The organism is Peribacillus sp. NPDC056705 (assembly GCF_043656335.1).
Genome location: NZ_JBHTYI010000002.1, coordinates 37289 through 56586, shown reverse-complemented (window position 1 = coordinate 56586; position 19298 = coordinate 37289). Strand labels below are relative to the sequence as shown.

20 protein-coding genes and 1 other annotated feature are annotated in these 19298 nt (G+C 37.0%); of the genes, 4 read left to right on the top strand and 16 right to left on the bottom strand.

Features of this window, described 5'->3' with window-relative positions; translation table 11 throughout:
* Nucleotides 1-148: 148 nt before the first annotated feature.
* The 3 genes from ACFRAK_RS02690 to ACFRAK_RS02680 all read right to left on the bottom strand — a co-directional run bounded on the left by ACFRAK_RS02690 (nt 149) and on the right by ACFRAK_RS02680 (nt 2158).
* A complete protein-coding gene (locus ACFRAK_RS02690; protein WP_394571261.1) occupies nt 149-1003 on the bottom strand; it encodes a pentapeptide repeat-containing protein in 855 nt (284 codons plus the stop codon).
* A 42-nt stretch (nt 1004-1045) separates the two neighbouring features.
* Entirely contained in the window at nt 1046-1525 is a 480-nt protein-coding gene (locus ACFRAK_RS02685) for a VOC family protein (protein WP_394571260.1), read from the bottom strand.
* 123 nt (nt 1526-1648) lie between these two features.
* Nucleotides 1649-2158: a GNAT family N-acetyltransferase gene (locus ACFRAK_RS02680; protein WP_483878281.1), complete on the bottom strand. Its 510-nt coding sequence runs from the start codon at nt 2156-2158 to the stop codon at nt 1649-1651.
* 304 nt (nt 2159-2462) lie between these two features.
* Here ACFRAK_RS02680 and ACFRAK_RS02675 point away from each other — a divergent pair, with 304 nt between their 5' ends.
* From ACFRAK_RS02675 to ACFRAK_RS02665, 3 genes are all read left to right on the top strand, one after another.
* Nucleotides 2463-3029: a sigma-70 family RNA polymerase sigma factor gene (locus ACFRAK_RS02675; protein WP_260286723.1), complete on the top strand. Its 567-nt coding sequence runs from the start codon at nt 2463-2465 to the stop codon at nt 3027-3029.
* Entirely contained in the window at nt 3026-4165 is a 1140-nt protein-coding gene (locus ACFRAK_RS02670; RefSeq protein WP_387706223.1) for a DUF4179 domain-containing protein, read from the top strand. The genes ACFRAK_RS02675 and ACFRAK_RS02670 overlap by 4 nt, the downstream gene beginning before the upstream one ends.
* A gap of 232 nt (nt 4166-4397) precedes the next feature.
* Complete coding sequence (locus ACFRAK_RS02665; protein ID WP_192206243.1) at nt 4398-5786, top strand: L-cystine transporter; 1389 nt, start codon at nt 4398-4400, stop codon at nt 5784-5786.
* An 84-nt stretch (nt 5787-5870) separates the two neighbouring features.
* Here ACFRAK_RS02665 and ACFRAK_RS02660 read toward each other — a convergent pair whose 3' ends face one another.
* The 4 genes from ACFRAK_RS02660 to ACFRAK_RS02645 all read right to left on the bottom strand — a co-directional run bounded on the left by ACFRAK_RS02660 (nt 5871) and on the right by ACFRAK_RS02645 (nt 10253).
* Nucleotides 5871-6632 (bottom strand): HAAS domain-containing protein, encoded by a 762-nt coding sequence (locus tag ACFRAK_RS02660; protein WP_394571258.1) that lies wholly within the window; start codon nt 6630-6632, stop codon nt 5871-5873.
* Between the two features lie 35 nt (nt 6633-6667).
* Entirely contained in the window at nt 6668-7873 is a 1206-nt protein-coding gene (locus tag ACFRAK_RS02655) for a hypothetical protein (RefSeq protein ID WP_387600724.1), read from the bottom strand.
* A 149-nt stretch (nt 7874-8022) separates the two neighbouring features.
* Nucleotides 8023-8679, bottom strand: a complete 657-nt coding sequence (locus ACFRAK_RS02650) for a phosphatase PAP2 family protein (protein WP_387600721.1) — start codon at nt 8677-8679, stop codon at nt 8023-8025.
* A gap of 224 nt (nt 8680-8903) precedes the next feature.
* Nucleotides 8904-10253, bottom strand: a complete 1350-nt coding sequence (locus ACFRAK_RS02645) for an amino acid permease (protein ID WP_192206248.1) — start codon at nt 10251-10253, stop codon at nt 8904-8906.
* Between the two features lie 59 nt (nt 10254-10312).
* Nucleotides 10313-10549, bottom strand: a binding site (T-box leader).
* Between the two features lie 257 nt (nt 10550-10806).
* On the opposite strand from ACFRAK_RS02645, the gene ACFRAK_RS02640 reads away from it, so the two are divergent.
* Nucleotides 10807-11217, top strand: coding sequence for an HTH domain-containing protein (locus ACFRAK_RS02640; RefSeq protein ID WP_394571257.1), 411 nt, complete (start codon nt 10807-10809; stop codon nt 11215-11217).
* Nucleotides 11218-11634: 417 nt separating this feature from the next.
* On the opposite strand, the gene ACFRAK_RS02635 is transcribed toward ACFRAK_RS02640, so the two are convergent.
* The 9 genes from ACFRAK_RS02635 to ACFRAK_RS02595 all read right to left on the bottom strand — a co-directional run bounded on the left by ACFRAK_RS02635 (nt 11635) and on the right by ACFRAK_RS02595 (nt 19278).
* Nucleotides 11635-11868: a hypothetical protein gene (locus tag ACFRAK_RS02635; protein WP_387708010.1), complete on the bottom strand. Its 234-nt coding sequence runs from the start codon at nt 11866-11868 to the stop codon at nt 11635-11637.
* A gap of 326 nt (nt 11869-12194) precedes the next feature.
* Nucleotides 12195-12890, bottom strand: coding sequence for a cupin-like domain-containing protein (locus ACFRAK_RS02630; protein WP_394571256.1), 696 nt, complete (start codon nt 12888-12890; stop codon nt 12195-12197).
* A gap of 13 nt (nt 12891-12903) precedes the next feature.
* Nucleotides 12904-13980, bottom strand: coding sequence for a metallopeptidase TldD-related protein (locus ACFRAK_RS02625; RefSeq protein ID WP_394571255.1), 1077 nt, complete (start codon nt 13978-13980; stop codon nt 12904-12906).
* Nucleotides 13970-15214 (bottom strand): peptide arginase family protein, encoded by a 1245-nt coding sequence (locus ACFRAK_RS02620; protein ID WP_394571254.1) that lies wholly within the window; start codon nt 15212-15214, stop codon nt 13970-13972. The genes ACFRAK_RS02625 and ACFRAK_RS02620 overlap by 11 nt, the downstream gene beginning before the upstream one ends.
* Nucleotides 15204-15998: a hypothetical protein gene (locus tag ACFRAK_RS02615; RefSeq protein WP_394571253.1), complete on the bottom strand. Its 795-nt coding sequence runs from the start codon at nt 15996-15998 to the stop codon at nt 15204-15206. The genes ACFRAK_RS02620 and ACFRAK_RS02615 overlap by 11 nt, the downstream gene beginning before the upstream one ends.
* Nucleotides 15983-16948, bottom strand: coding sequence for a multinuclear nonheme iron-dependent oxidase (locus ACFRAK_RS02610; protein WP_260286712.1), 966 nt, complete (start codon nt 16946-16948; stop codon nt 15983-15985). The genes ACFRAK_RS02615 and ACFRAK_RS02610 overlap by 16 nt, the downstream gene beginning before the upstream one ends.
* A 24-nt stretch (nt 16949-16972) precedes the next feature.
* The gene (locus ACFRAK_RS02605) at nt 16973-18859 is read right to left on the bottom strand and encodes a B12-binding domain-containing radical SAM protein (protein WP_394571252.1); all 1887 of its coding nucleotides are present in this window, start codon (nt 18857-18859) and stop codon (nt 16973-16975) included.
* Between the two features lie 95 nt (nt 18860-18954).
* A complete protein-coding gene (locus ACFRAK_RS02600) occupies nt 18955-19089 on the bottom strand; it encodes a hypothetical protein (RefSeq protein WP_260286710.1) in 135 nt (44 codons plus the stop codon).
* Between the two features lie 54 nt (nt 19090-19143).
* A complete protein-coding gene (locus tag ACFRAK_RS02595; RefSeq protein WP_260286709.1) occupies nt 19144-19278 on the bottom strand; it encodes a hypothetical protein in 135 nt (44 codons plus the stop codon).
* Between the last annotated feature and the right edge of the window lie 20 nt (nt 19279-19298).

The following is a 19298-nucleotide window of genomic DNA, read 5'->3' as shown; positions in this document are numbered from 1 at the left end:
CTTCCTAATGAAGAATCGCATGTTAGTAGAATTTTAGGATTAAAGCTAAATCTATGTATAAAATTTTCCCATTACTCGTGAATTAAACAATTTTCATTCATGGGGCGTATACTCTGCATGAATGTTAGCTCTGATCTTGGCTTTCCTTCTATCTCCAATGATCGGGAATGCTTAATGTGCGCGGCAATTTTGTCTTTGTATCGCCTTTAGCCGAGTTAATCTGTGCTTGTGTGATGAAGAAACTCCCAGTGAGATCGGCACCGCTTAAATCAGCGTCCCTAAAGTCTGCACCGATAAGATCCGTCACTCTCATGTCAGCTTCTCTGAGGTCGGATGCGATAAGTAAAGCTCCTCTTAAGTTCGCTCCCCTAAGGTCAGCGCCTCTCAACTTTGCACCGATAAGGTCACTTCCCCTACCTATTTTGTTCTGTTTTTTCTGATTTTTATTTTTATTAAATGATGACTTTGCACGTACGAGTTCACTTGTGCGCAGAAGCAAATCATTAACGATCGCTCTATGAGCTGGTACATTCAGGTCCATGATAAACTTTGGACTTTGCTTAGTGAGATATTCCGTTTCTTCAAAAGCAGCCTGCAAATCTTGATAAAGAGGTTTCGCATCTTCTAAACTCAGTGCTTCATTTAAGTAACAAAGCATTTCATGAAGTTGTTGCATAATAGGAAACACATCGAACATTTCCTTTGCTGACGCTGGGTTGTCTCTCCAATCGTTTCCAGCATATGTGAGTTGAGATACCTTTTGCCCCGCACCGAAGCATTCATATACCGTACAGCCCCTAAATCCTTTTGCTCTGAGATTTTCATGGATGCCGCAACGATAATCCGATTGAAGGTTTGAACATGGTGTACCTCCATCTTTATCAAATGCAAAATCAGCAGATTTTGCATAAGGCAAAGCTACACAGCACAAACCAAAACAATTCTCACAGTCTGCACGTAATTGGTTAAGAATACTATCGTGATTCGTTAATTGATTAAACAATCCTTACACTTCCTTCTATTAAATAAAACCAATCGTTTCATGCTAGTTGATTTTTTTGTTTTCTTCTATAGAATTTAGTTCTTCCCATTCTTCAAGTGAAAGTTTTTCGGTCATATGCTTATATGCATCAGGGACTTTTATCGAACACATGAGTTCGAGGCTATTTCCATCCGGATCATTGAAATAGACGGAAGCGTTACCTTGGTGCGGGCGCACAAAAGGTTCAATCGACTTCCTTTTTCCAAAAGGGACGACTTCAATTTTCAGGGATTGGAGCCAGGTTAATGCATTTTTCATATTATCATAGGATACCCGAAATGCGATATGCCTTAGTGAAGGGTGGTATGGAGTTTGATATTCTTTCCCTTCCCATAATCCGACCCAGCTTTTGTTTTCCTCTATCCAAAAGAAGGCAGTTTCTTCATCCCTCCAGGCTAGTTTCAAGCCTATTTTCTTATAAAAATCCATAGAGATGGCCAGGTCCTTGACGGGTAGATGGGCTTCATATAAACCTTCTATCATATTATATTATCCTTTCTCTTTTTAAATAATGAAATCTTTTGCAGCGAAAATATCTCGGGATTATTTCTTCATCTCTTATATCCTTTACAATTTATACGGTCTATTATATAGAAGAAAATGGATCTAAAGGTTTCTACCATAATGGTAGAATATTAGCTTTTGACCGGAATCCGCACTAATTTCCTCATTAATCGAGATCCGTTCAAAACCGTTTTTCACTAAAACCTTTTGGGAGGCAATGTTGTCGCTTGTCGTTTTGGCTTGTATTTGAGTCACATTCAATTCCGGCGCCAGATTAACCAAAAGCTTTAAAGCTTCATTCGCTATCCCCATTTGCGTAAACGCTTCACCGATTCTGTAACCGACATGAGCCGTACCCTTAATGGGATCGATATCCACAAGGTTAATCCGGCCGACGATTATACCTGAACCATCCTTAATTAAATAAAAAGAGGAGATGGCATCTTCTTGTTCTTTTAATAATTCCTTGTGCCTGATCTCAAACGTTCCAAAACTATAATAGTCGTCTCCCCGGCCGGGCACCGTTTGCTCGAAAAATCTTCTATTATTGCATTCAAATGCAAATAACGCTTGTGCATCCTGTTCATTTAGCCTGTGAATGTATATATCCATCATTCCTTCATCCTTTCAAAAAAAGCCATGCATACGCGACCTAATATATCATTCAAGAAAACCAAGGGATTATCCTTCATCATAAATATATATCGAATATTTTTTCATTTAACAGTCTTTAGCAGCAATCAAGTGTTTTAGTTAAAGAATCTATTTTTATCGTTCGATTTCGCCAACAAGCCGTTTATATGGACAACACTGTCGCATACTGACAATAAAAATTCAAAATAGTTGAGAATAAATCTATTTACTCACGTTGTATTAAGTGTAAAAGCTTTTACAAAAAAACAAGGGGAATCATGTCATGAAGTCTACTGATATAAATTTTATCGAGCGGTTGCAACGCCAAGAAGAAGACGCATTGGAATTTATAGTGGATACCTATTTACCACTAATCAAGGGGGTCACCTATAAGGTTCTCTCACCTCTTGGGAACGACGGTGTCATGGAAGAATGCATTAATGATATTTTTCTTTCTATCTGGCACAATTCAAAAAAGTTCCATGGGGATACAACAGATTTCAGAAAATGGATCTGTGCGATCGCTAAGTTTAAGGCGATTGATTATTACCGAAAAGCCCTGAAGAAAATGGAGCTTACATCAGGTTACACAGAAGCAGATCCAGAAAAATCCGCTGAAGACGAACTGATTATACTCGAAGACAGAAAAGAACTACTTCAGTTAATTGACCTTTTAGAACCTGTAGATCGGGATATTTTTATCATGAAGTACTTTCTTGGTTTAAAAAATGAGGATATATCGATAAAACTCGGGTTGACCAAAGCATCAATTGATAATCGAATTTATAGGGGAAAAAAGAAGCTAAATCAAAAAGCTATGAATCTTAAGTTAGGAGGCAGTGTCGTATGAAGGATATTTATGAATTATTGAATGATATAGACATAGACGAAACTGAATTTAAGGAAATGGAAGTCACTGAACTAGAAAAAGCTAAAGTCAAAAGAACCCTAAAAAAATCAATACACAAGAAGAAAAAAATGAAACGTTGGCAAAAGAATGTTCTGGCTGCTTCCATTATATTCGGGTTATCCACCGCAACGATTGGATTCTCGTTTACCGCTTCTGCTAAAAGCATTCCTTTGATAGGAGATATTTTCAGCTATTTTAGTAATGAAAACTCAGGTCTCCCCGATAATATCAAGAATAATGGAAAGGGTCTTTATAGTGATTATAAGGCCTACTCTAACAAAATTGGCTTTACCGAAGAAAGCAATGGCCTTACTTTCACGATAAATGACGCCATTTATGACGGAAAAACAGTAACCATCACTTACACTATTGAAAGCGAAGAAGATTTGGGTGACGGATCATTCTTCATTCCCAGCCCGAATATAAAGGAAATGAAAGCCCAAGGGGGATCGGATGGAATTTCAAAAGTGGCTGATAAAAAATATGTAGGCTTATTGACAGTTAGTGACTTAGAAAATCTTAAAGAAGATAAGGTAAATATAGATTGGGATATAAACAGCATCAGTATTACCGACATGGATAAAGAGATAAAAGGAAATTGGAACTTCGCTTTCTCTCTAAAGGCAACAGAAAGCAACGAGAAGGTCATCAATAAAAGTGTGAATCAACATGGAGTAAAAGTATCCGTCGAAAAACTATCGATCTCGCCAATGTCCTTTGTGGTTGATTATCATCAAGAAGTGTCCGAATCAATCAAAAACAAGTGGGATGATGCCTATGTGGAGTTGACCATTAAAGATGACTTAGGGAATGTATACGATGGTCAAGAAAACGGAGGAAGCGGTATCGATTCTTATAATTTGAACTTCAGCAAAACATTCGAAAAAATCGTTCCGGATGCTACGCAATTGATTGCAACACCACATATAACATTACGTAATTACACTTCAGAGAACCACGGAGAAGTAACCATAACGGAAGATGGTGAAGAAAAGGTGTCATCCTTCCCAACAAAACCGGGAATTGCTCCCAAAGAGTTGGTATTGGATGATATCGTGATTGATTTGAAAAAATAACAATTTCACCTACAAGAGGTATACTGAACCCTTGATCCCAGATTGGGAAAGGTTCATGTATACCTCTTTTTTGTGACTCCTTATTCAGTCCATGAATAAGGATAGATACATGAATTAGTTGAAAAGTCAAAAATAAATTATTTTCTTCTGGTAAAAAATCAACGGATGATGTATCATAGTCTTCAGATATTTATTATTCTTATTTGGTTAATCGGAATTAGGAGGAATATATATGATTGGTTATGTGTTTTTAAATCTTGCCATAATGCTCGTTCTTTTAGGCGTTTTATTTTACATGAATAAGAAGCATGTTTCCTTTACAAAAAGGGTCTTTACTGGACTTGGTTTAGGGATTGTATTCGGACTTCTTTTGCAGTATTTCTATGAACCCCAGTCAGAAGCGATCGTTAAATCGGTCGATTGGTTTAACATTGTAGGTTCGGGCTATGTCAAGTTCCTGCAAATGATCGTCATGCCGCTTGTCTTCATTTCGATCTTATCCGCATTCACAAGATTGAAATTGACTAGCAATATAGGAAAGATCAGTGTGCTGATCATCGGAATCCTGCTTGGAACGACGGCGATTGCAGCAGCTGTTGGGATCACCTCGGCAACTGTATTCAATTTGGAAGCCGTTCAAATTGAGCAAGGGGAAGCGGAGTTAAGCCGCGGGGATCAAATCTCGGAAACTTACGGTACGATTCAGGATAAAACGATGCCACAGCAAATCCTTGAATTGATTCCGTCCAATCCGTTCCTTGATTTAACGGGAGCACGTCCGACATCAACCATTTCCGTTGTAATTTTTGCTGCATTCCTTGGGATTGCCTATTTAGGAGTCAAACGCAAGCAGCCTGAACATGCTGAATTTTTTGCTAAAATAGTAGATACATTGCACAGCATCATCATGCGTGTCGTAACATTGATCCTGCGATTAACGCCTTACGGAATCTTGGCGATCATGACGAAGACGGTAGCTACGAGTGATTTGGATGCCATCCTGAAATTGGGGAAATTCGTGGGAGCCTCTTATGTCGCCCTGATCGTCATGTTCCTCATCCATTTGCTATTGCTGATGCTTGCAGGATTGAACCCAATCGTATATTTAAGAAAAGCTTTCCCGGTATTATCGTTTGCCTTCACTTCAAGAACAAGTGCAGGAGCTCTTCCATTGAACATCCAAACACAGAAACAGCTAGGGGTGTCGGAAGGTATTGCCAACTTTGCCGGATCCTTCGGCTTGTCGATCGGTCAAAACGGCTGTGCCGGAATCTATCCAGCCATGTTAGCGGTCATGATCGCTCCAACGGTTGGAATCAACCCACTGGACCCTTCATTTATAGCCATGTTGATTGCCATCGTGGCCATTAGCTCTTTCGGGGTTGCAGGTGTAGGCGGAGGAGCAACCTTCGCAGCCATCCTGGTATTATCTGCAATGAACTTGCCAATCGCCTTGGCCGGACTGTTGATTTCCGTCGAACCATTGATCGATATGGGAAGAACGGCCGTGAATGTCAGCGGAAGCATGACTTCCGGTATTCTGACCAGTAAAATAACGGGCGACCTGGATAAGGAACAGTTCAGCGAAGAATCATCTTTGAAAATAGAAGCTGAAATGTAAAATAAAAAAGCATCGGACTTCCTGTCATGGGAAGTATGGTGCTTTTTTATTTGCCTGTACATTGGAACCTGCAGGTAAAACACTTCAATTGCTTTTGGTTTTCCTGATCGTATACCCACAATAAAGGAGGATACCCAGCATCGTTATTAAACTGCTCAGTATCAAATTAACATCCCCTTGGTAATGGGTCTGTTTCAATAAAACTTCAGGTGCAAAAAGGAGGATCGGAATGATGATGGAAACCCAGGATTTGCTCCATAAGGATATGAGGATGAATATTGAAATGGCTAGAATTACAGCAATAATATTACCTGTGTTTTCAAATTCAATAAACGTTGTGCCATAAATCTCACTAAACAAAATTAAACTGGCAAATAACGCAATCGAGATTATGCCTAGTCCATATAGGAGTGCACCTTGCTTGACCTTGGATAATTTATGACTAGCCATATACCTAAAAGATAACATATAAACGAATATTGAAAGGATTCCCGCCAAAGGATAACCAAGGATTTCCCACAATGAAAATTCAATCCCACCATTTATAGCTTTTGCAATAATCCAATAGGAAAATGCCCCGATTAAAATCATCACTATATATTTCAGCCATCCCTTAAAATCAACTGGCATTTCATCAGAAAGAAGTTTCATATACCCTTTTGGACTTCTGCCTATGATATGTCCTACACTTTTTTCATTCCTCTCCGCTTCGAAAAGATGGACCTCCAACTCTTCGATGATATCCTCGATTTCAGCCGTTTTCTTTCCACTTGAAAAAAGATATAATCTGAGGTCTTCTAAAAAGAGTTGACTTTCCCTGGATAACGCTTTGTTTACATCAAGCACCTTTACATTCCCCTACTTATTTTTTAATGTCCATTTTAATCAATAAGTAAATGCCAGATATTTTCTTGTTTCTTATACCTTCCCTTTATTTCTCCAACACCATCAATTGTAAGCGAATCACTGTTTTCAATGGGGCTTTTCCCTAATATCAGATGTAATTTATTTATGTTTTTAATTCCATTACCAACATGGGCAATTACAGGCTGTTGAAAAAGAAAGTCTTGATTGTTGATTCTTACTTTTAAAAAGCTTTTATGTAAAAGTCTATCTTCAAAGGCAATGATATTCATAGGATCAAAGGTTTTGGCAGTTATTTCCCCTTCAATATATAGATGAATTCCTGCATGTTGATAAAATTCTTCAAATTCACTTTTTCTCTTTTCTAAAGCAAAATTAACTGCTTCCTCCGTTTCAGTACTTACCTTAACAACACCTATTGAATCTTCGATATAGTCACCGGTATGCTGTTTTAATAGGTCATATAATGTTTCTTCTCTATCAAAAAAACTTTCCATCCAGCCTGGTGAAAGCTCCTCAAGTAACAAACACATAAACAAACCGGAACTATAACAACTTTTTCTAATACTAGAAGTAGATTCAAATTTGTTAATTAGTGGTTGTGCATACTTTTTTAAAACTGAATCGTAATCAAGCGGGCTTTTTTCGTAGTAAGCCCTTAATTCGACATACCACGCAGGTCCCTCGATGGTTTCAATCAAATTTTCATACATTAAGTACTCTTCAATACTGGCGGCTCTTTTTTCCCTTAGGGCAATGAAAGCAGCAAGGTATTGTTTCTTCTTCATTACGTTATTTTCCAACAACGCATGATAAAGATTTGCTCTTTCCCGATTTCGCAATTCCACATTTTCTTTTGACAACGGATATGTGATTCCCATCATTTCATCAGGAAACCGTTTTTCATCTTTAATATATTGATAGCCGTGAAATAATTCGTGAACCACTATTGAATACAAATCTTCATAATGCTCATACGAATCCATATTAACAATTGCAGTGGGATATTCTTCATACAAAATAATTGTGTCGCCAGTTAACCGTACATCCCACTTTAAAGTATGATATGTACATTGTGGATCGTTACTGAATTTGGGATGATTGAATAGATAAACATTTCTCTTATCATATAATGCATAAGCAGCAAGTTCAAAACCCGGCCAATAATTTTCCAACTTCACTTTAACCAAGTCTTCAGCCATTCGATTAAGATAATGAGGCATTCTTTTCCTCCCTCCATTGTTTCAATTCGATTAAAAACATCATATCATATATAATTTAACATAAATATCCAATTTTTTAATACACAAAAAGCCACTGTAACATATCAGCTCATGGGAGCTAATATTCTTACAGTGGCTATTTCCTGTGGTCATTTTTTAATTTGCCTCGCTGCGAAATGATTGGCCTGATAAGCCGCTAGTGCTTGGAACATATACTGGACGGCTGCATATACCCCGCATGCAAGAAGTATCCCTGCGAGTACATCCAATACAGCATGCTGTTTCGTAAATAGCGTCGAGAGGATTATCAATGTTCCGAATGCAGTGACACTGGCATACTCCCATTTATGCTGTTCTTTCCGCTTATGGGCGACGATCATCATGATGAATGTAGTCAGTACATGAATGCTGGGAAGACAGTTGACAGGTTGATCATGACTATAGACGATCCTCATTAAATGGGCAAAGACATCGTTCCCCACTACTTCTGGACGCGGGACTGTCGATTGCCAAAGGCAATATACAAGAAAACAGAGAAGTTTCCCCGATATTAAACTGCCTAATCCTACGAAATAGTGCTTTCGGTCAACAAAACAGTAGTAAATCAGCAATCCATAAATATACGGATACCAAAGTAAATAAGGCACGACAAATTCTTTAATAAAGGGAATCTCCCCATCTATTATAGTCGTAACATCGACAGCATGACCTGAAGATTGGTTGATGATTGAATAGATGGAACTAGTGATCACCAAAAGTAATAGATAATATAACGGGTGAAATGATAGAATGGAATTGTTTTTCATTGCTCGCTCCGGCTTTCAATAAATTGGTTTTTTTCCAAAGATTATTATACAACATTTTTCACTAGATTAACTCTTTAATTGCTCAAGTTAATGATTCCCATGAACTAGTAAAATGGATATCTCTTACTTTTAGATGTGACCAAGAATACATAACGAAAGCCATGGCATGCTACCATGGCTTGAAACTTATATGCGAGAAGGCAAAAGCGATATCCCCGCTTTCTCTAAATTTTGTTATGGCGTTTTTTCCATACAAACGTCAAGGAAATGAAGATGTAGATGCAAAGTGTAATGATCGTAACGATTATGGATGTCGTGAAAATGATTCCGATCAGGATCGTTATTAACGCGATGATCGCAGCCCAAGTCGTGTACGGGAACCATTTTACCGAATAGGCACTTGTTTTTCCGGACTGTTGTTTACGTGATTTCAAATGGGCGAAAGCAATGATCAACCAGATGAATAATACGGTATATCCCAGCGAACCCATTAGGAACTCGAATGTCTTGCTTCCAGCAAATAAGGAAATCAGTACACCTCCATATAAAGCGGAAGTACACATTAAGATTGCGGGAACAGGTACTTTCTTCTTGGATAACCGGGAAAAGATTTTCGGAATGCGACCATCCACGGCTTGTGTATATAGAACGCGGGATGAACCATATAACCCGGAGTTCATCGAGGAAATGATCGCTAATAGAACAACGGCGTTCATAATATGGTCGGCACCAGGAATCCCAATCATTTGAAAGACCATAACAAACGGACTTTCCTGCACCCCGTTTACTTCGTTCCAAGGAATTAAGCTAACGATGATGAAAAAAGGAATGATATAGAAGGAAATGATCCTGATTAATGTACTGCGAACGGCTTTTGGTACCACTTTTTCAGGATTTTTCGTTTCAGCTAATGTGACCCCGATGATTTCCGTACCGCCATATGAATAGATGACTACCAGCATCGCCGTGATCAAGCCTGTCGATCCATTCGGAAAGAAACCGCCATGTTCAGTCAAGTTAGAAAAACCGACGGCTGTATGATCACCAAAAGTAACGAGCAGCAACAATAATCCAGCCATGATGAACACAATGATTACAGTTATTTTAATTAAAGCAAGCCAGTACTCCGTTTCCGCAAAAACCTTTACCGAAAGTAAGTTAACCGCAGTAACTAAAACCGAAACAGCTAATGCCAGTATCCAGATTGGGTATCCAGGCAGCCAATATTGAAGGAAGATCGCCGCAACCACTGATTCAGCCGCGATATTCAATACCCACATTTTCCAATAGATCCAATCCAGGAAATAGGCAGGATACTTTCCTAAAATCGATTGGACCAAATCCCTGAATGTGCGTGCACCGCTATTGCGGACCGCCATTTCAGCTAAACCTTGCATGATGAATAATAGGATGATCCCACCTATCAAGTACGCAATGATTACGGAAGGGCCGGCCATATCAATGGCTGAACTGCTTCCTTTAAATAAACCTGCCCCGATGGCACCGCCTAATGCCATCATCGTAATATGCCTTGAAGTCATTGTCCTCTGTAAATTCCGTTTGTCCGTTTCCATATCCTTACCTCCCAAAAATCAAAAAAAGCATATCGTCTCTTCCTTCATGATCAAATGAAGAAAGAGACGATATGCCTTATGCTTACCGCGGTACCACTCTTATTGGCTCTTTTCTAGAACCCTGCTTTAAAACCTTGTAACGAAGGTCAATCGTTAAAACAAAAGAATGGAATCATTCCTATCTTTCACTTTACCACTCCCAGGCAAGTTCAAAGTATCATTGGACTGCGTTGCACCAACCCGCAGCTCTCTTTACCGAATAATGTGCTTTTACTACTCCTGATCATTGCGTTTTAAAAATTAAATTATATCTGAATATTTTTAATAATATCCAATACTATACTGACTCAAAGTAAATTTGTCAATAACTTTCTCAGGATAATATTTTCAAAGAAGCAAATCATGGGATATCGCTTTGAGCCAGTACTATGAAATCAGTAGAATACTATTTGAAATAAAGTTGATGCTCTACAGGGAAATTGCTGTTTCACGGTTTAATGATTCTGTTTCTTAAAAGTATAATAGAGTTAAAAGTGAAAGAGGGTTATTCAAGATGATTGGTCATGAACCTAAAGAGTTATTAAGAACTCTTCTAAATGATTATAAAATGCCTGCGGCATCATTAAGTAAAATTACAGGAATATCTGAGCAAGTCATTCTAGATTTTGCAAATGGTGAAAATATTCAATCCACGGTAACTCAAACAGAAATGATGGACCTAATAGATTTAGTGGGCCTATTAGTCATAGGCGTGCCTTCATCCGATGCAAATGAAAGGGTCTCTGCTATAACTCAAGCACTGAACAAAGAATTTGGTATACCAATAGAGACGATTTCCTTATTCTCTACTCTTGAGTGTGAAGATATCGAAGAATTCATGAAAGAAAATGATTCTCTGTCCATTGAAAAAAGATACAACCTTGCAGTAACAGTCCTTTTTTTGCATTATATCTTTAAAAGATGATTATTTTATTTATGAAACACTTACCCGGGTCTGACTTTAATTTATGCAACGGAGCATTTCCAGGGATAACAGAACGTTTCAGCAACCATTCTTCAACTTTCCTTTTCGGTGTCTGAATATTCAGGTAATTATCCTGACATAAACCAATAAGACCCCTTGCTCGATACATGAGGGTGATAACTGCAAGAGTAAGCAATCATTTTTCTAAACGATTTCATCTTGGTCAGAAGAAGAACCACTACTGTCTTGTGGGGATGAGTGGTTCTTTTTCCGTTTCTTGGCGAACGCAGACAGGATGGCCATAATTAAGCTTAATACCTTCCCTATCTATAATTAGAGCAAAACCGTGGCCTTCTTCCAATCCGTCATCAATAATCCCCACTATCTATTCATAAAAGCCCAGGCTCTCCTAAACGTTTAAAACTCCATCCCTAACCATGATGCCGCCACCATCAGGACCCCAACGACAATCACTATAACCGGTCCTACAATAATTAATCCAAATAACAATGAGACTACTGCGTCCAGAAAGATTCGAAATGGTCCTGCTTTTTCCTTTTTATTCTGTTGCTGCGTTAATAAGTCTTCAAGATGACCGACTTTTTGCTTCAATTCCTGCAATTCTTGAATCACTTTTGTGTCTTGATCCATGAAATACCACCCTCTTCAATTAACAATAAGTGTTAATTCTATCATTTACATCCATCTTTTTAAAGTGAGATTGACTATTCTCTGGCAAACGTCCTTTCTTAAGTAATGACGGAATTGATAAATTCGTATGGAGGTTTTTTGAAGCAAAGAGGGCGAAGGCTTACTAAGGGCAACAAGGATTCAGAAGGTAAAAAGAAAAACAGCCCTATGGCTGATTTCCCGATTTCATTAGATATGGCGGCATCACTAAAATCTACAGAATGTTTGTAAGCCGCTAAATTTAGTCAATACGAGTTTTTAACCTGTACACTAAAAGGAATAAAGGTTTATTCCTTTTCATCTTTATACCAAAAATTCTCACTAACTGAGAAAGAGGTTTCGATATTTCGCACGGCATGCCACCAATTTTTAGGTGTGTACATTAATTCTCCAGAAAACTGTTCCACAATGTAGGGCTTGGAATATTTGAAATTTGGATCCTCCTTTAAATCCAAATCGAATACATCATGCTTAAATTCTTTCACATACTCAGTATCATCAGGACTGAAAAAAATCCATTTTTTTTGGCCAAATACTACTGCATTCCAATTATGTGATTTCTCAAAATCCTGGTGTATTGGGGTTCCTGTTCCAACCGAACCCAGGAAAATCCATTTTAATTTCTTGTTATTTTTGGTCCTGATTGTATTATGGTCGAATAGAGATGGAGTTTCAAAATAACTCTCTAAATCATCATTGCCCATGATGGAAAAGGGCCAGTCACAATACAATTTTTCGGGGTTATCATTTAAAATACCGATGAATTTACCAAGTTTTGATTTGTAAAATTTTTTTTCTTTATCGTATCCTGATTTCCTTATGATGATTTCCCTTTCTCCATAAGTAGACTGTAGATAGTCTGTATCCCAGTCCCTAGAAGGCCATAAATCTACTAATCCAGTTATTATCAGTGGCTTTTTACCCGCATAATTTTCTTCGAAATCCGTTAGTGATAATTGTTTATAGTGTATCTTATCTATCAATTCGCTCATCCTTTCAAAGTACGGGATAAAGTGTTAGATTTTCAAAATGAATATGGGGTGAACCTTGGGTGACGCTAAGATTATTTTCACCATTCTTATTACACCCGAAAACCGGATTAAAGAAATGCAGTTTATTGCTAAGGGACTTAATAGCTTTAGCTGAATCAAGTTTGTTTCCTTTAATATCAAATCTTCTAAGTATTTTATTAGTTATTTTCCCATTTTTAATGACCAAACCATATGATGGCCGGATTACAAAATTCAAACCAAGTGATCCCCCACCCCAGGAACCCCTGCAATATACACCGTTGTCGATTCCTGAAATGATCTCCTGTACTTCCATATTGCCAGAATCCAAATAAGTTGTTGACATTCTGGGCATCGCAAGTGAAGATATGCCAACGCTTCTTGCATTACATGAAGATTGTAAGCCTAGGAGCTTACAGGTTTCTGCATTATGCATCAAACCTACGGTTATCCCATCCTTTATTAAGTGAGTCCTAAATGTTTCATTCTGTTCCGCATCCAATAAATAACTGCCATTTTGCCCAGGAATGGTCGGGTCATCGAATACGTTGATTTTATATTCTGACCATTTGTATCCCATCGTTATTCCATTTGGCTTTAAATACTCTAGGTAATTATCTGCTTCTAAAGTATGACCAAAACATTCGTGTACATAATGAGATCCAGTCCATGGCTCAAGCACAATTTGTGTTTCAATCTTGCGTTCAAGTTGCTGACCATATAAAGCAGCCTCTACTTCCGCTAAAATAACATCAAAATGATCCATTAATTCAGTAGATGGTGAATTATTAGTTCTTGTTTGCCATAATACTGGAATAATAGATGTTGAAGTCTCTATTAAGATCCTTATAAGGATGGAATACTTTAATTCATAACTGCTTAATCCAATACGGAGTTTAAAAGACTTCCAATGTCTTAAGTGATCATAGCTATCACGTTCAATGAATTTTAAACAATGATTTAATTCTTCTTGAAGAAACTTATTCTTTTCATTATCATCGCACCTTGGTGAAACAACCCCTTCAACGGTTGAATCATATGATATTACATATTCATTGTTCATGTTTCGTATCAGCCCGACTAATTACTAATTGCGAAGGATCGTCATGGATCTTGCCATCAAAATCCATTAATTTCATTCCTAGTTTTGCTGCGAATACTTCACCCAATATATACCCCTCTATTCTCATAGGTAATAATTCGATGCACTCTTTGGATAAATCATATCCTTTTTGATACAGCTCCAAACGAAGGCAACAAATTAAACTTAATATTAGGCCATGTGCCTCGATGGTATCGACTATATTTCCAGTTTTATCAAACCAATTTAAAGCCTCTTCATAATTCCTATCCTTGAAAAAGTGAATGCCTAAAACATAGGCAGCCCAATATGAATCATCACCTTTTTCAATCGCTTTTTGATAGCAATTCTTAGCACGTTCAATTTCACCAGACTGGGTATAGAGAATCGATTTCAATTTCCAACCTATTGCTCCTAATGGCCTCAATTCAAAGTTTAATTCGTCTATTTCTGCTAGACTCAACTTTTTATTCGATGAAATTTTCTCCATCGTTACCTTCGGAGAAAACTTATCTTCCTTGGAATATGCAATCTCCCTCCCCATTTGTCCTGCTATATATTTCCCTATCCACCTGAAACTTTCAGGTAGAAACCCACTTTTGATAGAATAGGACATTGTCTTCACTTGATTAAAGAGGCCAAGATTGTTCAATACATGTAAGGTTTCGTCTATATCATTCGATAAATCATTAGTCTTGGGATCATAAAAATAATCCAAATCGATATCTACAATAACCTGTTCATTAATTATGAATTCGCCTAGATATTCAATAGTTGTGACATGTAACTCGATATTATTTAATTGTACAGAAGCAGAATTTTTTCCGTTTCTAAAGCTTGATATGAATTCTTTTCCATGGTTGGGTACAAGGGATAATAGCTCCCAAAGTAATTCACTAAACCCTTTTTCTCCTAACATACGAGGATATACCCATATTATTTTCCGAAAAAGGCCCTCTTGGATTGCGGCGTACAAAAAGTCATCGATCCCATAAGAATATCTTCCATCTTCCCTACAAGGAATATCTTTTTTCAATTCATCAATACATAGACCCTCTTTAATGAACTGACTGATTCTTTTCATTTTTGAATTTTCTATGAACTTTAAATCTAAGTGTTGATCAAAATAAACCAAGGTACTATTCCTAGGAATTTCATTGACCCAATATGAAAATACTTCACTATGTTCCTCATATACATATATTTTATCCATCATTCTTGATTAGCCCTAAGTTTAGAATCCAGTCTATTTGGTCCTGATTGAACTTTTGTTGGCGGTTTATTTCCCTTGTATCTCCTATTTCTACCATTTCTAATACACTTGGATGAATAGGACCCCTAATTAAATTTTTTTCGGTCGCTGCATATAGCCATATAACCTTTTCGGAATCACTAGCTACTTTTTTTCCACTTAGTGCCTCGGATATTTCTTTGGAGTATGTTTGGTACGCATAGTAAATATGGCCATTATTTTTAACCAGGTCACTATCTATTCTGAAAAATGGGTGTTTATTGACTGTTAGTATAGATAAAATGGCATTTAAAAATTCGTGTTTTAATAGTAAATGATTATTATCAGCCGCAAGGATAAATTCTTCGTTTTCAGACAAATAATTGTAAAACGCTTCCTCGATACAAGTACCCTCCCCTGCATAGGGCAATTCCATGTAGCACTCGAAATGTTTGGACGCCAGGAACTTATGCATTAACAGCGTTATATCGGTTTCAAGGATTTCTAAAGCCTGAAAAACACCGGGAAAAGAAGTTCTTAAGCCACCTTTATGTTCAATATTTCCACTCATTAAATTTCTTACAATCGTTGTAGCCGTTGCTACAAGCTCTTCTTTATCTATTGTTTTTATGTGATTTAAATTATCAGCTGATAAATTCAATTCATTAAACTCATCATTTAAAAAGTTATTTCTATATTGGTAATCATATAATAAATTGTACAGTAACTCGTCTAGTGAATAATTCTTTGGTTTTAAATCATTTGCCATTTTTCAACTGCCTCCTTCATTCTTTGATAATTTTTCTGTGACTTCGGAATTAATATTCCTTCATCTGTATATTTAGGGTCTTCATATGTAATGGCTTTTAAATTAGGGCATAAAGGAAGCAAATAATCTAAAAGCTGAATTTGTTCATCCATTAAAACTCCATGATGCAAATCTCTGAATTTCCCTTTAATAATTTGGCAACCTGAAAGATGCAATTCAAAACAGTTCTCAAAAGGCAATTTTTCTAAACCATTGAACATCTTTTCATTTGTATTCCCTAACAGCCATTGATAACTAAGGATATGACCAATATCTATAGTGATAGGGGAGTTTGTCTCTTCGACCAATGTTCTGAAATAATCAAATCCATTTATTTCCCCAATAAAGAAGTTAGTACCTTCAGTGAATCCAGGAAATTCAACTGAAACTGGAACAGCCAGTTCAGATTGGTATTCGTTGATGTTCTTAATACAAGCTTCCAATCCTGCTGGTGTCATATATGGTGGTAAAGGGAAAGGGACGGTTTTCCCTTTTATTGACCACAGGCCAAGATCCTCTACGATCCATCTTATGTCATATCTTTCTATAATCTTATTTGTGAATTCTATGATTTCTGTTTTTTTGTAATACTCGGTAGCCCCCATATTTAAAATCGTTTGATGGAATGCTCTCGCCTTTAGATGTGGATTGGCTTCAAATAATCTATCATAGGCATCAAAGTAGTCCTCGGCTTTTAAAACACTTCTATTTTTCGGTTGAAAAGCAAAGAAAATATAATTAAACTCGTCTTTATAATTCTGAAAAAAACCTTTCATCTTAGGCGTGATGTCGTCATGGTCCCCTTTGCTGGAAAAACCTATATCTTCCCCCCAAGGTAAATCCATGCCTAAACCAAGCCCCAGTTTTTCCTTTACATTTGGAAATTTTATTTTCTGATAGACTGTGCTCATTTGTCATTCCTCCCATAAGTTATTTTATTTAAGCTTAATCACACCTTTTTCGACAAAATACTCAAGGTACTTTTTATCGTCAGCCTTGCTAATTATCAGTGTGTTTCCGAATACTTCTATGGATTCTGGCACTAAGAAGACTCTTTGCCATACAAAATCCATGATATACGTCCTATCTAACTTAATGATTTTAGTCCATGGGTTTATCAATAAGGTATTTGAAGTGATATCCTGTCCTACCGTTTTGTATTTATCAGGAGGTAGCTCATCATTCTTTTGGGGGTTGACATTTTTGTGCAATTGCAAGAATCTATTCAGCTTTTCTTCAAACGTTTTTCCGTCAGAGTATTGAAATGTAGCTCCCATTCTACCCATCCCATAATTGAGTAATTTGTTTCCTCTTAGATTCTTGCTTGATTGAATATGGATATCAGGATTATTTGTATCTTCATAAATATAGGTACCTGGTTCTAAAACGAGCATTTGCATGACGTCGATGCCAATCTTATCTTGATTTTTAAGTAAAAATTCCTCAGAACATTTAATTTCATCCTCGGTTTCACCAGGTAAGCCACCAATTATGGACATTCGCAGCGTAATATTGGCATTATGTAAGTTATCTATTATCTGTTGATAATTACTAGATTGCACTCCCTTATCCAAGGAATCTAAAATCCTTTGAGAATTGGTTTCATAGCCAACAGACATTAAAATACAACCTAAATTACTTAGCTCAAAACAAAATTCAGCGTCTAACAACACATTCTCAAGACGGTTTCGTGTACTGAAATTAATTTCATATCCTCTGGATTTAAGTATTTTGACTGCATTGACGACAAGCCTCAAATTAGTATTCTCATCTATGAAATTAATTCTATTAACCCCGTATTTGTAAATGATATCCTCGCACTCGTTTGCTACTTGCCTTGCCGTTTTTTGCTGATAACTTTTTTCTTTTCTGGATCTATTACCATATGAACAAAAAGTACATCGTCCCCAGTAACACCCTACACATGTAATCAAAGACATATGCACTTCTTCATCTAAATAGTTTTTGTACGGTAAATCAGAAAAGTCAGGTGGTAAGGCGTCGGTGATCCTATATGCAGACTTAGATGGAATATTTTCACCATTTTTCTCATTAAGCCAAACAATATCCGGCACCTTCCCGATTTGGCAATCGTTTTTCAAATATCTGTCTAACATGAATAATGTTTCTTCACCTGCTGATATTCCTAATGAATCCACAAATTGATTTAATCCATTTAGGCTTAAGAAAGATGATTGACGAATCATGATTTGTTGTCCACCCAGAATAATGTGAGTATTAGGGGAAAGTTCTCTAATCCACTTGCATATTAAAAGGGAAGGTAATATTTGGCTATAATATGCAATAGAAATCGCGAAGATTTTGGGCTTATCGTTAAGAATTTTTTCTTTGATATTTTCGTATAAAACCTTTGTTGCAATATCACTTTTTTTCCAACTAAAATTCCTTACCAATTCAAGGATTTCCTCCAATGAGGTAATCTCAAGTTTTAAAAACGAATTTAATAGTAATAGTTCTATGCCTTGTCTCACCAACCGAACGTCATACTTCAATGAATCAGAAGATCTTTTCTCAATGAATACATTATTGTAAAGTTGCTTTTGTTCTTTGTATAAGTATTTAGCCATTTCGACTTTATAGATCAATTTTAAGTCTTTACTTCCGTTTTCATTGATGCTCACATATTCAGCTAAACAATCTTCACTAAAGAGGGTATGGCATAATTCAATATTTAAATCAATTTGACTTACACTCATTCCCTTGTTCCTCAAAAAACTAGTAATCATAGGTAAACTTAGATATGGAAAGAGCCTGGCTTCAGTTAGAGGAGGAAAAACTATCATTGCATCTGAATTTTCCATTTAAAGAAATTCTCCTTTAATTTATTCAAAGAGAGTGCTAGTTTTTTAAAAGCTAACACTCTCTTTGAATCACCATTATGGATTTAGGATCTAACTTATTTTTCTGCGTCCGTCACTGCACTGAAACGGAATGCATGAAACGCACTACCCACTTCCAGCTCTTTAGCTTCGATTACTTCAAGGTTTTCCACTAGCTTTTCCGCTTGTGTATTTTCCACTTGCTTAGTCATATGTTCCACCTCCTTACCATTTGCAATGGATTGTGCCTGTAACTCTGCTCTAATCTATTTTTCTGCGTCCGACACTGTACTGAAACGGAATGCATGAAATGCACTGCCCACTTCCAGCTCTTTAGCTTCGATTACTTCAAGGTTTTCCACTAGCTTTTCCGCCTGTGTATTTTCCACTTGCTTAGTCATATGTTTCACCTCCTTAACAT

Coding starts and splice junctions, on each gene's coding strand:
- ACFRAK_RS02685 (WP_394571260.1), bottom strand. CDS start 1,525: ATGATAGAAGGTTTATATGAAGCCCATCTACCCGTCAAGGACCTGGCC.
- ACFRAK_RS02680 (WP_483878281.1), bottom strand. CDS start 2,158: ATGGATATATACATTCACAGGCTAAATGAACAGGATGCACAAGCGTTA.
- ACFRAK_RS02675 (WP_260286723.1), top strand. CDS start 2,463: ATGAAGTCTACTGATATAAATTTTATCGAGCGGTTGCAACGCCAAGAA.
- ACFRAK_RS02670 (WP_387706223.1), top strand. CDS start 3,026: ATGAAGGATATTTATGAATTATTGAATGATATAGACATAGACGAAACT.
- ACFRAK_RS02665 (WP_192206243.1), top strand. CDS start 4,398: ATGATTGGTTATGTGTTTTTAAATCTTGCCATAATGCTCGTTCTTTTA.
- ACFRAK_RS02655 (WP_387600724.1), bottom strand. CDS start 7,873: ATGCCTCATTATCTTAATCGAATGGCTGAAGACTTGGTTAAAGTGAAG.
- ACFRAK_RS02650 (WP_387600721.1), bottom strand. CDS start 8,679: ATGAAAAACAATTCCATTCTATCATTTCACCCGTTATATTATCTATTA.
- ACFRAK_RS02645 (WP_192206248.1), bottom strand. CDS start 10,253: ATGGAAACGGACAAACGGAATTTACAGAGGACAATGACTTCAAGGCAT.
- ACFRAK_RS02640 (WP_394571257.1), top strand. CDS start 10,807: ATGATTGGTCATGAACCTAAAGAGTTATTAAGAACTCTTCTAAATGAT.
- ACFRAK_RS02635 (WP_387708010.1), bottom strand. CDS start 11,868: ATGGATCAAGACACAAAAGTGATTCAAGAATTGCAGGAATTGAAGCAA.
- ACFRAK_RS02625 (WP_394571255.1), bottom strand. CDS start 13,980: ATGAACAATGAATATGTAATATCATATGATTCAACCGTTGAAGGGGTT.
- ACFRAK_RS02620 (WP_394571254.1), bottom strand. CDS start 15,214: ATGATGGATAAAATATATGTATATGAGGAACATAGTGAAGTATTTTCA.
- ACFRAK_RS02615 (WP_394571253.1), bottom strand. CDS start 15,998: ATGGCAAATGATTTAAAACCAAAGAATTATTCACTAGACGAGTTACTG.
- ACFRAK_RS02610 (WP_260286712.1), bottom strand. CDS start 16,948: ATGAGCACAGTCTATCAGAAAATAAAATTTCCAAATGTAAAGGAAAAA.
- ACFRAK_RS02605 (WP_394571252.1), bottom strand. CDS start 18,859: ATGGAAAATTCAGATGCAATGATAGTTTTTCCTCCTCTAACTGAAGCC.
- ACFRAK_RS02600 (WP_260286710.1), bottom strand. CDS start 19,089: ATGACTAAGCAAGTGGAAAATACACAAGCGGAAAAGCTAGTGGAAAAC.
- ACFRAK_RS02595 (WP_260286709.1), bottom strand. CDS start 19,278: ATGACTAAGCAAGTGGAAAATACACAGGCGGAAAAGCTAGTGGAAAAC.